13 protein-coding genes are annotated in these 12,584 nt (G+C 43.3%); 7 read left to right on the top strand and 6 right to left on the bottom strand.

The window, feature by feature from the left end; translation table 11 throughout:
- Window positions 1-3: 3 nt before the first annotated feature.
- A complete protein-coding gene (locus HZA08_06970; GenBank protein ID MBI5193169.1) occupies window positions 4-1,374 on the top strand; it encodes a 3-deoxy-D-manno-octulosonic acid transferase in 1,371 nt (456 codons plus the stop codon).
- Between the two features lie 435 nt (window positions 1,375-1,809).
- On the opposite strand, the gene HZA08_06965 is transcribed toward HZA08_06970, so the two are convergent.
- Window positions 1,810-2,373, bottom strand: a complete 564-nt coding sequence (locus tag HZA08_06965; GenBank protein MBI5193168.1) for a carbonic anhydrase — start codon at window positions 2,371-2,373, stop codon at window positions 1,810-1,812.
- Between the two features lie 258 nt (window positions 2,374-2,631).
- On the bottom strand, window positions 2,632-3,090 hold the full coding sequence (locus tag HZA08_06960) for a YaiI/YqxD family protein (GenBank protein ID MBI5193167.1): 459 nt from the start codon (window positions 3,088-3,090) through the stop codon (window positions 2,632-2,634).
- 156 nt (window positions 3,091-3,246) lie between these two features.
- Here HZA08_06960 and HZA08_06955 point away from each other — a divergent pair, with 156 nt between their 5' ends.
- The gene (locus tag HZA08_06955) at window positions 3,247-3,483 is read left to right on the top strand and encodes an AAA family ATPase (GenBank protein ID MBI5193166.1); all 237 of its coding nucleotides are present in this window, start codon (window positions 3,247-3,249) and stop codon (window positions 3,481-3,483) included.
- Here the strand turns inward: HZA08_06955 and HZA08_06950 are convergent.
- The 3 genes from HZA08_06950 to HZA08_06940 all read right to left on the bottom strand — a co-directional run bounded on the left by HZA08_06950 (window position 3,455) and on the right by HZA08_06940 (window position 4,844).
- A complete protein-coding gene (locus HZA08_06950; GenBank protein ID MBI5193165.1) occupies window positions 3,455-4,240 on the bottom strand; it encodes an AAA family ATPase in 786 nt (261 codons plus the stop codon). The two genes, HZA08_06955 and HZA08_06950, sit on opposite strands and share 29 nt — an antisense overlap.
- A gap of 66 nt (window positions 4,241-4,306) precedes the next feature.
- Window positions 4,307-4,576, bottom strand: a complete 270-nt coding sequence (locus tag HZA08_06945; protein ID MBI5193164.1) for a CopG family transcriptional regulator — start codon at window positions 4,574-4,576, stop codon at window positions 4,307-4,309.
- A complete protein-coding gene (locus HZA08_06940) occupies window positions 4,554-4,844 on the bottom strand; it encodes a BrnT family toxin (GenBank protein ID MBI5193163.1) in 291 nt (96 codons plus the stop codon). The genes HZA08_06945 and HZA08_06940 overlap by 23 nt, the downstream gene beginning before the upstream one ends.
- Window positions 4,845-5,327: 483 nt before the next feature.
- On the opposite strand from HZA08_06940, the gene galU reads away from it, so the two are divergent.
- From galU to HZA08_06915, 5 genes are all read left to right on the top strand, one after another.
- Complete coding sequence (galU, locus tag HZA08_06935; GenBank protein MBI5193162.1) at window positions 5,328-6,197, top strand: UTP--glucose-1-phosphate uridylyltransferase GalU; 870 nt, start codon at window positions 5,328-5,330, stop codon at window positions 6,195-6,197.
- Window positions 6,198-6,341: 144 nt separating this feature from the next.
- The gene (gene lon, locus HZA08_06930) at window positions 6,342-8,789 is read left to right on the top strand and encodes an endopeptidase La (protein ID MBI5193161.1); all 2,448 of its coding nucleotides are present in this window, start codon (window positions 6,342-6,344) and stop codon (window positions 8,787-8,789) included.
- Between the two features lie 163 nt (window positions 8,790-8,952).
- Window positions 8,953-10,065, top strand: coding sequence for a thiamine-phosphate kinase (gene thiL, locus HZA08_06925; protein ID MBI5193160.1), 1,113 nt, complete (start codon window positions 8,953-8,955; stop codon window positions 10,063-10,065).
- Window positions 10,059-10,703, top strand: coding sequence for a thioredoxin domain-containing protein (locus HZA08_06920; protein ID MBI5193159.1), 645 nt, complete (start codon window positions 10,059-10,061; stop codon window positions 10,701-10,703). Before thiL ends, HZA08_06920 begins: the two co-directional genes overlap by 7 nt.
- On the top strand, window positions 10,700-11,386 hold the full coding sequence (locus HZA08_06915; GenBank protein MBI5193158.1) for a DUF1573 domain-containing protein: 687 nt from the start codon (window positions 10,700-10,702) through the stop codon (window positions 11,384-11,386). The genes HZA08_06920 and HZA08_06915 overlap by 4 nt, the downstream gene beginning before the upstream one ends.
- Here HZA08_06915 and HZA08_06910 read toward each other — a convergent pair.
- Window positions 11,383-12,396 carry an LD-carboxypeptidase gene (locus HZA08_06910; protein ID MBI5193157.1) on the bottom strand — a complete coding sequence of 338 codons (1,014 nt, stop codon included), beginning with the start codon at window positions 12,394-12,396 and terminating at the stop codon, window positions 11,383-11,385. The genes HZA08_06915 and HZA08_06910 overlap by 4 nt on opposite strands.
- Window positions 12,397-12,584: the final 188 nt, after the last annotated feature.

Here is a 12,584-nt window from a genome sequence, read left to right as displayed (position 1 = left end):
ATAATGTACTTGCTATATAACATACTACTAATAATTACCTTAATCATCACCTCCCCTTTTCTTATATACAAGATTATTACAAAAGAGAAACACAGGAAAGGATTGATGCAGAAGCTCGGAATACTTCCAAAGGACTTACATTATCCCCCACCCTTGCCAACAAAAATTCCCTCCCCCTTGAGGGGGGAGGGTCAGGGTGGGGGTGAGCTACGAAGATTCTCTGATGAAAAACGCATCCACATCCACGCCGTCTCTGTCGGAGAAGTTCTGGCAATCGCCCCATTTGTTAAGGAGTTGAAAAAGAGACATCCTGAATTAAAAATTATATTTTCTACTGTAACACCCACCGGTAATGAGCTGGCACGAAAAAGGATACCGGAGGCAGATCACATAATATACTTCCCGTTTGATTTTCCATGGGTAGTAAAAAAGGTTGTTAAAACTATACGGCCGCAGATATACGTAACAGTGGAAACAGAGATATGGCCCAATTTCCTGAGGATAGTTAAACAGTATGGTGCAAAGACTATTATGATCAACGGCAGGATTTCTCCTCATACATATAAAGGATACAGTTATATAAGTGTATTTATGAAAAAGGTGCTGGCCAATGTTGACCTCTTATGTATGCAGAGTGATGAGGATGCAAGAAGGATTATTGCAATAGGCGCTCCGGAACACGCTGTTAGTGTTACAGGGAACATGAAATATGATCAAAGGTTTGCGGATATAAGTGAAAGTGAGATGAAGAAAAAGAGGGAGTTGTTTGGGATAAAGAATGATGACAGTGTTATCATTGCAGGCAGTACCCACAGGGGCGAGGATGAGATAATACTGGATGCTTTTAAAGACTGCCTGAACAGCACAGGCAAGGTCAGACTCATAATTGTTCCAAGACACATAGAGAGGGCCGGTGAGATTGAGAAGCTGATTCAATCAAAAGGGCTGGAACCTGTAAAAAGGACAGGGCTTAATGATACTGTCAAAAATGCTTTTACACACAATACCGTTGTTGTAGGCGATACAATAGGTGAACTCTCTACTCTCTACAGCATTGCCTCTGTTGTAATCATGGGCGGAAGTTTCATCCCGCACGGCGGACAGAATCCGCTCGAAGCGATGTATTACAAAAAGCCTGTAATATTCGGGCAGCACACATTCAATTTCAGAGAGATTACAGAAGTGATAATAAAAACCGGCGCCGGCATAAGAGTGGAAAAAAATGAAGAACTCCCCGGTGTATTAAAAGAACTCCTGAGTAATTTGCAAAGACAGCGAGAGATGGGAGAAAAGGGGTATCAAATTATTATAAAAAACAGAGGGGCCGTAGAAAAAAATCTATCAGTGATTGAGAAATTACTGTCAGCCCTCTGACAGTCGGATAATAGAAATAGTTATTAATACCTGCAACCATATATATAATGAGTTTAAAGTAAGACCAATCGGGACGTGTCCCCATTAATATCAATTGTCCCCTATTCAGTATAAAAACACAGAAATATTACTATGTTTTGGAGATGCCCAAATCCGTTGTTAGATTGCGAATGGAGTTTACCCCTGAGCTTAGCCGCAGGGCTTGCAAAGACACTATTAGGATAGATTTTTTGACTGACTGACTGACTGACTGACTGACTGAGCAAGTTGTGTACCATAAAAGTCACCTCGCTGTCATGAACAAGATTGCTTAATCCCATGCTTAACACGAGACTCTAAATGACCACATCAATAATTTTTATGAGCTAAACATATAGCAAAAGAAATACCAGTGTCAAGACATTTATTTGAAATTGGTTTTACCATTTGTATTTCCTAAGAACCGTCGGGAGACGGCGACTCTATGATTTGCATGAGCCGGTCCGTTTCAACGTCGTACATCATAGGCACGATGAGGAGAGGCGGATAGAGCTGTTGCAGGCGATGTGCTTCACCACATACAAATGTTATTGGATCGCCAATTTGATAACGCTCTGCATATCGGTCGAAGTGGGCTTCCGCGGCATTTTGAGTCCAGCCGCCGCGTTTGACTAATCCGCTTACAAAGGCAGAGCGCTTTTGTGTAACGTGGGCCATTCCGCAGTCCGTATGGGCAAGCAGTGCCACAGTGGAGACACCGCCAACCCCGATGGCATAGGAGACCTCGAATTTGCTGTCACGTAGATTGCCGCCGGCAGACCGCAGGACATAAGCAAATTCACCCGGCACAACCAGATCCTTCCTGTGGTCCATGCACATGCTTATTAGCATCCTGGCATGACCAGTCGTTGGTGGGAGGGGCGCAACGAGATTGTGATATTGTAGTAATTGCTCAATGGCCGTGCCCCGATAAACCGGGAAAATATCTTCAGGCGTATTCACTGGAACTAAACGTGTCATCCGACCCCCTGTGAACATAATTAATTGTTATTCACTCGTAAATAACCCCATCCCCACCCTAACCCTCCCCTTGAAGGGGAGGGAATAAACCATCAGCCTCCCTCTCCCTCAGGGAGAGCTGCAATTAAATTCCTTCCAAATCCCTCCCCCCTCTTTTGCGGGGGGAGGCAGGAGGGGGGATAAGGGTGAGGGTGGGGTTGTGCCATCCTTTTCTTACTTCTACCTTCAGCCTTTAGTCTTTAGCCTTCTTATCTCTGCTTACTGCCTACCCTTCACCATACGGGTAAGAAGGCTGTCCAGGGCAGAGGCAAAACGCTGACGCTCGCGCAGGCCTAACTGTGCCGGTCCACCCCTGATTATCCCCCCCGATCGGAGTTCCTGCATAAGGTTGCGCATGGAGAGGCGGTCTCCTACATTATCATCTGTGTATGTCTCACCCCGCGGGTCAAGGGCTATCCCTCCTTTGGCAACAATCTTTGAAGCCAGAGGGATATCAGCGGTAATCACGAGGTCCTTCGGCGATGCATTCTGTTCTATATAGTCGTCCGCAGCATCAAAACCACCGGCAACCTGAACATTTGTTACGAGGTGTGAATTGGATTTTGAAAGGTTCTGGTTTGCCACCAGACAGACAGGTATTTCAAGACGTATAGAAGCACGAAATATTATCTCCTTTATAATCTTTGGGCACGCATCTGCATCAATCCATATTTTCATAACCATGTCTTACATGAACCCCATCCTGATAATACGACAAACAATGTTTGGATTCAAGATCGAAAATACATGCTCCATGTTCATACTTGACATAACACAGAAATAATAAGACAATACTCGAAATTTTATTAAGAATATTTCGAGGAAGATAGTAAAATGGATGAGACACTTTTTGATGCATGGAATTCGTGGAAGACCGGAAGATTTAAACTTCCTCCGCAAATAATAGAACGGGACATACATCCAAGGGCGGTCAGGTACCTCAAGGACAAAGAAGTCCTTGTCCTTCTCGGCCTGAGACAAACCGGTAAGAGCACACTGGCCTTCCAACTGATAGACCACCTTCTGAGAAATGGTATCTCGCCTAACCATATCTTTTATTTTTCGTTTTAACTGAAAGCTGTTTTGCAGAAGATGCAGGGGTTCGTTTCAGGAAGAATTTGAGTGCCGCAATATTGCGGATTTCATAACGTTCAAGGAGGTCGCGGTATATAAGTACATTGAAATACTCCTGCAGTACTTTCTGCCGGAAAGCATCATCATAAAGAACTGTCTCCGGGAAACCACAGTTCTCAAGATAAAGCAGGAGATTATTGTTAATCTGTGCTATGGATTTTGAACTGTTCAGGTCGGCTGTTATACCTTTAAATAACAGGTATTCCCTGAAGGACAGGGGAAAGACCTCATAGCTGACAGTTCTGCCCCTCAGGCTTGTGGCAATCTCTTTGCTCAGACGCTTTGTATTGGAACCGGTTATAAAGATATTCCTTGAGACACTATCATACAACCGCCTGATAAGCTTATCCCATTTTTCGATGTTTTGTATCTCATCGAAAAGGAAATAACAGTTATTCATAACAGCATCAGGATAAAGTTCAAGGTAGGCCTTTATAATAAGGTCAAGTTCAGCAGTAGTAAGGTCAAGCCGTTCATCTTCAAAGTTAATATAAATAATAGAAGTTTTTTTTACACCTTGCTGGAGTCTTTCAATTAAATTGAACAGGAAAGATGTCTTACCGCTTCGCCTTACTCCAATAAGTGAAATTATTTTTCCAGTACCGACCGGAGGTTCCATTTCCCGTTTATTTAGTGCAGGTAAAGGCGATAAATGGGAATCCCTTATAACCTGTCTTAGTAATTCTTTCTTCATGGCAAGGAAAATATGCAACATATTTGTCGTTGAAAAGGAGAATCTACTCTAACAGCCCCGAGTTTATCAGACCATTCTACCATGAGCCGCCTTTTCCTGTTTCACGCGTTCATGAAGCCAGACCTTTATCAGGGCCGCGCGATCAATGCCGATCTCTTCCCGTATATGATCAATTTCATTTACAAGAGATTCTGCTATGTCCAATGTAATACGAACCTTTTTCCCATGCCGGATAACAGTTGCGTGGGATATGTCAATAAGGTTATGAATATCCTCCCCTGAATCAAAGCGGCGATCGAATTCAGTACTGTCCTTAGCCAGAGCTTTCTTTTTCATATAAACTTACCTCCTTTTCCCTTGCACGCCTGACTGAATTGATACGAATAATATCACCTCGCATAGTAAATATTGCTGTCCATATCTTTCCTTCAATATCGCCTATCATAATTCTTCTATCCTCACAAAGGGAAATGAAAACATAGACATACTTCGACAAGCTCAGGATGACAGCCTTGGTGTCATGGTGAGCTTGTCGAACCATGACAGGCAGTTCGAGGGTATTTTCGGGTGAACCCACATGAGCCGTGGGCTCACAAAGGGCCATGAAAATCAACGGGACAGGAATGTCCCGCCTATCCCCATAGAAATGGATAGGCGGGGTTTTCTTACCCCGCCGGAGGGATTTTCGGATGAACAGTAATCAGAAGCAGAGGTGGGTGGCTTCTGCTTTATTGGATATAGAGCCAAGCTTGACAATGGTCAGAGGTTACAAGCATTTGTCTGCATTACGAGATGCAATACAATAGGAACTTAAAATCGGCGTATGGGAGGTACGTACAGCTAAATAAAAGAAATGGGTGCCACTACTAAATTTCAATTAAAAAAGGGATTGACTCCTGTGACGATTACCTGAAGGAAGTAACAAATCTGACAGGCGGTTAATAACATTGAAATTTCCCGGGATAGTGCTAACTAACTATATCACCCGCTTATAACTCTTTAACCTTTTGATGGTCTCTTACACTTTCTCAATCTTCCACTTTATCAATTGACTTCTGAACTTTTCTTTTGTAACATGTAGTCTCTAATGGTAAGACCTATTACGAAAGCGCTTTTTCCCGTAGCAGGTTTGGGCACGAGATTTCTTCCGGCAACGAAGGCATCTCCAAAGGAGATGCTGCCGCTTGTTGACAAACCGCTCATCCAGTATGTAGTTGAAGAGGCTATATCATCCGGCATCGAGGAAGTAATAATCATCACAGGCCGCGGTAAGCGGGCAATCGAAGATCATTTTGATATCTCTTATGAGCTTGAGGATTTACTCAGGCAAAAGGGGAAGAAGAAACTACTTGAACAGGTACAGCAGATCTCCAACATGGTGGATATTTGCTATGTACGGCAGAAGGAGCCTTATGGACTTGGTCATGCAGTGCTGTGTGCAAAAAATCTTGTTAAGAATGAATCTTTCGCTGTCCTGCTTGGAGATGATGTTATAGATGGTGAAGTGCCTGTATTGAAGCAGATGCTGGATATGTACTATAAATATAAGGCACCTATAATCGCAGTACAGGAAGTAGATAGAAGTCAGGTATCAAATTATGGTATAATTGACGCCGTTCATGTTGCAGATGGGGTTTATAAAATATCAAATATGGTGGAGAAACCCCGTGTGGAAGATGCCCCGTCAAATCTGGCAATAATCGGCAGATACTTACTAACACCGAACATCATTGGAATACTTGAGCAGACCGCCCCAGGAAGTGGTAAGGAGATTCAGTTAACGGACGGACTTAAAGGACTTTTAAAAACCGGGCCGGTTTATGGTTATAAATTTCAGGGCAAGAGATATGATGCCGGTGATAAACTCGGTTTCCTGCAGGCTACAGTAGAATTCGGGTTGAAGAATAAGGAATTTGGAGAGCAGTTCAGGGAGTATTTGAAGGCATTGAAGTTATAAAACTGATGCTCATAAACCAGGGGAATGAAAACCCCACCCTAACCCTCTCCCTGAGGGAGAGGGGGCTATGTTGATTCCCTCCCCTTCAAGGGGAGGGGTAGGGTGGGGATGGGGTTGATTTTCGTTTGAAAGGAGATTTATAAATTGGCCGAGCCATTAGAGCAGGACATAGGACAGGTTGAAATTCCGAATAAATTACCCCTTCTGCCTGTAAGGGATATTGTCATCTTCCCATATATGCTGTTGCCCCTTTTTGTGGGCCGGGAGATGTCAATCAAGGCAATTGAGGCGGCACTTGCCTCAAACCGCCTTATATACCTTGTAGCTCAAAAGGTACTGGAGGTTGAAAATCCATCGCCGCAGGATATTTACAGGGTCGGGACTGTAGGTTTGATTACCCGCATGTTGAAACTGCCTGACGGAAGGATCAAGATATTAGTGCAGGGACTTTCAAAGGCAAAGACTATAAAATATGTGCAAAAGGAGCCTTATTACACTGTTGAAATAGAAAAGATACAGGAGCCTAAGATTCCTGACATCTCTCTTGAGATAGAGGCCCTCATGAGGAATGTGAAAGAACAGCTTGAGAAGATGGTCACACTCGGCAAGGTCTTATTGCCGGACATCATGGTAATCATAGAGAACATTGAAGACCCGGGCCGCCTCTCTGATATTATTACCTCCAACCTCGGTCTCAAGGTAGATATGGCACAGGAGGTGCTCGAGATTGCACATCCGGTTCAGCGGCTTAAAAAAGTCGGAGAGATACTCACAAAGGAACTGGATGTCCTGATGATGCAGCAGAAGATTCAGGCAGAGGCAAAGGGTGAGATTGACAAGACTCAGAGGGAATATTTTTTAAGAGAACAGTTAAAGGCAATTCAGAAAGAACTTGGTGACCTAGACGAGAGGATGGAAGAGGTCAATGAGTTTAAGAAGCGTGTTGAAGAGGCCAAGATGCCTGAAAAGGTGCAGAAGGAGGTAGACAAGCAGTTAAAACGGCTTGAGAAGATGCACCCTGACAGTGCTGAGGCATCTACAGTCAGGACATATCTTGAGTGGATGGTTGAAATCCCCTGGAGCAAGGCTACAACAGATAATCTCGATATCAAGGCTGCATCCAAGGTATTAAACCAGGACCACTATGACCTTGAGAAAGTTAAAGAACGTATACTCGAATATCTCAGTGTAAGGAAACTCAAAGAGAAGATGAAGGGGCCTATACTCTGCTTTGTTGGACCTCCTGGGGTGGGCAAGACCTCTCTCGGTAAGTCAATAGCAAAGGCACTTGGAAGGGAATTTGTAAGGGTATCGCTTGGAGGTATCCGTGATGAGGCTGAGATACGCGGTCACAGAAGAACTTATGTGGGTGCGTTACCCGGCAGGATTATTCAGGGTATCAAGCAGGCAGGGACGAACAACCCTGTGTTTATGATGGATGAGATAGATAAGGTTGGAATGGATTTCCGCGGCGACCCGTCTGCGGCACTGCTTGAAGTGCTTGACCCGGAACAGAACAATGCATTCAGTGACCATTATCTGGGAGTACCGTTTGACCTCTCAAATGTTATGTTTATTACAACTGCAAACCTTACTGACCCGATATTAGCGCCTTTGAAGGACAGGATGGAACTTATTCATCTGTCCGGGTATACAGAAGAGGAAAAGACCGGCATAGCACGAAATTATTTAATCCCCCGCCAGCTTGATGAACACGGGATAAAAGATGAAAATATAAATCTATCAAATGACACACTGAAAAATATTATCACAGGGTACACAAGAGAAGCGGGCGTCAGAAACCTTGAGCGTGAGATTGCCAATGTAATGCGTAAGGCGGCAAAACAGATTGCAGAAGGGGAAGAAGGTAAGGCAAAGAACTTCAGGATTACACCGGCCAATCTGCATAAATATCTTGGCCCTCCACACTTCCTTCCGGAGAGTGAACAAGAGAGTGACCAATTGGGGGTCTCTACCGGGCTTGCATGGACCGAGACCGGAGGGGACATTATCTACATTGAGGCCACCATAATGAAGGGTAAGGGGAATATCATGCTTACCGGTCAACTTGGGGATGTTATGAAGGAATCCGCCCATGCGGCACTGAGTTATATAAGGGCGAATGCCAAATCAATGGGGATTGATGTTGAGATGTTTAACAGAAATGATATTCATATCCATGTCCCTGCAGGTGCTATTCCAAAGGATGGGCCGTCCGCGGGAATAACTATGGCAACTGCTTTGGCCTCTATTTTTACCAATGTACCGGTTAACCATAAGGTGGCAATGACCGGAGAGATAACCCTTCAGGGAAGGGTGCTCCCAATAGGCGGACTAAAGGAAAAGATACTTGCAGCAAAGAGGGCGGGTATAACAGAGGTTATCCTTCCTAAGAGAAATGAGAAAGACCTGGTGGATATTCCAAAGAACATACGTAAGATTATGACATTCCATCTGGTAGATAAGATGAATGAGGTTCTACCGCTTGCACTAAAAAAAGTTAAGGCTAAAACAAGTAAACCGGCTAAGAAAGAACCGGCTAAAAAGGTAAAGCAGGAATTAAAGAAACCTGCTATGAAGAAAAAGAAATAATCATGAGCGGGGTGCGCTCAAAGGGCAATAAAAACCCCACCCTCACCCGGACCCTCTCCCTGAGGGAGAGGGTGCTTAGTTGATTCCCTCCCCTTCAAGGGGAGGGGTAGGGTGGGGATGGGGTTGATTTTCGGATGAAGTAATCGTAGATGTTTGATTCATAATGCACATAGAAAAGCTTGGTGAATTTGGTTTTATCCGCAGGATAGAGAAGAGATTTCAGACTAAAGTCAATGCAGTAAATGATTCAATCATTCTGGGTATCGGGGATGACGCAGCAGCAATTAATCCTGCACGTGGGAAGTGTCTCCTGTTTTCAACTGATACCCTTAGAGAAGACATTCACTTCAAAAGAGAATATGCCTCATTTTATGACATAGGTTGGAAATCAGTTGCAGTATCAATCAGCGATATTGCAGCTATGGCCGGTATCCCCCGCTACCTTTTGTTATCCCTTGCCATTCCCGAAAAAACATCCGTAAAAAACTTAGACGACCTATTAAACGGGGTTAAGGCGATAACTGAAAGATACAATGTCTCTCTGATAGGCGGCAATATTGCACGTGTATACGGCGGGATAACAGTAGATACAACGGTCATAGGCGAGGTTACAAAAAAAAGGATTATCAAAAGGGCAGGGGCATCACCGGGTGACCTTATATATGTTACAGGCAGAATTGGATGTTCCGCAATGGGCCTTGCCTTGTTACAATCATCCTTGCTTCCCTTGAAGAAAAATCCCCCCCTTTGTTCAAGGGGGGGCATGGGGGGGGTATTTCCGGACGAAGCACCACTCATAAACACCCACCTCCACCCCATCCCAAGGGTAACAGAAGCCCTGATAATCGGGGCAAACAGATTAGCAACTTCAATGATAGACATAAGTGACGGATTAGTGAGCGACCTTAGTCATATATGTGAGCAGAGCAATGTCGGGGCCTGTATCTACAGTAATCTTATACCATTGCCGGAATTGCCTCATACTGTAACTGAAAAAATAAAAAAAAGGCTTGCAAAATCACCCCTTTTTTATGCATTATATGGCGGTGAGGATTATGAACTTTTATTTACTGTTAAACAAAATAATAAACAGAGGTTAGAAAAGATTTTCAAACGGGAAGGCATTGAAATTACTTATATCGGTGAAGTCGTTCAGAAAGAGGCCGGTATCAGCATTATTGATGAAAAGGGCCGGAAGAAAAAGATTAGCATGACCAGGAATTCAATGAATTATGGATATGACCACTTCAAAACGCAAAGGGGAAAAAAATGTTAAAAAAGACTTTCATCTTAATTTTTTTATTATTATTCAGCACAACGGTTTACGCGGCAACTGAATCAAAGACTCAGCTTCAGAGTCCGGCTGAACCGCAGGGTGAAAAATATGTTGTACTCAAAGACAAGAAAAACACACATGATCGCGGCAAAGTTAAGATAACAATATTCTTTGATTTCTTCTGTCCCCACTGTCATCAGTTTGATTCTGTTGTAATGCCTCTCCTTGAAAGAGAATACGGGAAGAAACTACAGGTTACTTATACAGGCTATCCTATTATCTATCAGGACTCTGTTATACCTATTGAGGCTTACGAGCTGGCAAAAGATGAGGGTAAAGGCGAGGAGATGAAGAATGCCATATTTGATGCCATATATTATAAGAGAAAAGACGGGGCCAACGTTGATGTACTTACATCTCTTGCACAATCCATTGGTCTTAATGCAGAAAAATTCAAGAAAAGACTTGAGGCAGGTGAGAAAAAGAAGATTGTTGAGAGCGGAAAAGAACTTGCGAAAAGCTATGGGGCAAAGAGCACACCCACAATCATTATAGACGGCAACACTATTATCAAGGACAATACCCTTGCAACCTTGAGTTCTCTGGTCGGTAAAATATTAGAAGGGGATAAGAAGTGAAAAAGGCTGTAATTGTATTTTTATTCCTGACCGCTATTGCATTTATTTCTTATGCAGAAGATGCACCCCGCATAAGTTTTCCAGAGTTATCTCACGATTTCGGGAAGGTCATTCAGGGGAAGATCGTAGAATATACCTTTTCATTTGAAAACAAGGGAACTGCTGACCTGCATATACAAGAGGTAACAACCTCATGCGGATGTACTGCTGCACTTGTTAGTTCCAATACTCTAAAGCCCGGAGAAACAGGGCAGATAAAGGTTTCTTATGACTCACAGGGACGTGCCGGCAAGGTTGACAGGGTTATTACAGTGGTCTCAAATGACCCTGTTGAACCTTCAAAGGAATTAACTATATCTGCAATGGTTGATCCGTCAATGCACTCATCATTTAATGTCAATGAATCCCTTTTCTCTGAAAAATGCAGTGCCTGTCATTATATCCCTGCCGCCGGTAAACAGGGGAAAGAACTTTATGACGCAGTCTGTACCTTCTGTCATGGGAAAACAGCCGCAGGATTTGATCATCTCAAGACCCTCCCAAAAGAAAAAATGGAACAGGTAATAAAAAACGGTATCATAGGAACAGAAATGCCTGCATGGATAAAAGAACTAAAGGGGCCATTGGATGATGAACAGATAAAATCCCTGATTTCCTATATAAAGGGTGAGCCTCCCCTCTAATCTTCTGTAAGTGATTCCAGAAATGACAACTTAACACCCTGCTCATCACACACAAACCTTGCACTTATTGAAATCGGCATAGTCATCAGACTCTTCCCATGACCACATGGGAAGTTTGAGATAATGGGAAATGAAGTATCCCCAACTATGTCTAAGACTATTCCATCAACATCTTTACCAAAAGGGATGTTATTATCTTTAATATCCTTCATCTCTCCAATAATAAGACCTGCCGGTTTGTCCAACTTGCCGCTCCTTTTCAGGTGAATCAGCATCCTGTCTATGTTGTACAGGTATTCATCAACATCTTCTATGATCAAGATCTTTCCGGCGGTGTCAAAATCATGCTTAGTGCCTATCAGGTTTACAAGTATACTGAGATTACCCCCGATTAATTCTCCTTCTGCAATGCCGGGTCTAAGCACCCCCCCAAGCCCCCCCTTAAACAAAGGGGGGGAATCTCCGATCTCCTTTGTGAGTACCTCGGTCTTCAAGGTTTCATTGGGAAACTCCACAATGTATGGCTCAGGATTGCAGATTGCATGTTGTAGGTATGTTACTGTAAATGGGTCAACTTCATTTATAAAACTATACAGCATAGGTCCATGAAAAGTTACTAATCCTGTTTCTTTATAAATGCTGATTAACAATGCTGTAATATCGCTGTATCCGATAAATATCTTTGGGTTACTTGCTATAAGATTATAATTGATGGTATCTATGATTCTTAAAGCACCATATCCACCTCTTGCACATACTATTGCCTTAACATCTCTATCCTCAAACATCTCTTCTATAGCCATGCACCTCTCTTTATCACTTCCTGCAAATTGGTTCATCCTTAATAAATTTTGCGGGCTTATCTTTACACGAAAGCCCGTCTGCTCAAATATAGCAGATGTCTTATAAAGTTCCTCCTCGTCCATCCACCTTGCGGGAGAAACAATGCCTATAACGTCTCCTTTATGAAGTCGTTGCGGCTTTATCTTATTAATTATATTTGCTGACATTGCTCACCATTCTATCAAGATGATCTTACGGGGACAAGGAGAAATTAACCGTAACCCTTCAGTGAGGCGTGGGAACCCGGTCGTGGGGTAAGCCTCCTTTCCAATATTATGGGGGTTGTATGTACTATAGGTTTGATGGCGGTGAAGTCCCTGAAGGGAAGAGAAGTTTGAAGGGATCGAGGGTCATG

It is taken from the genome of Nitrospirota bacterium (assembly GCA_016212215.1).
Classification (GTDB): Bacteria; Nitrospirota; 9FT-COMBO-42-15; order HDB-SIOI813; family HDB-SIOI813; genus JACRGV01.
The sequence above is the reverse complement of the archived record's forward strand: the minus strand, read 5'-3'. Positions and strand labels throughout refer to the sequence as shown.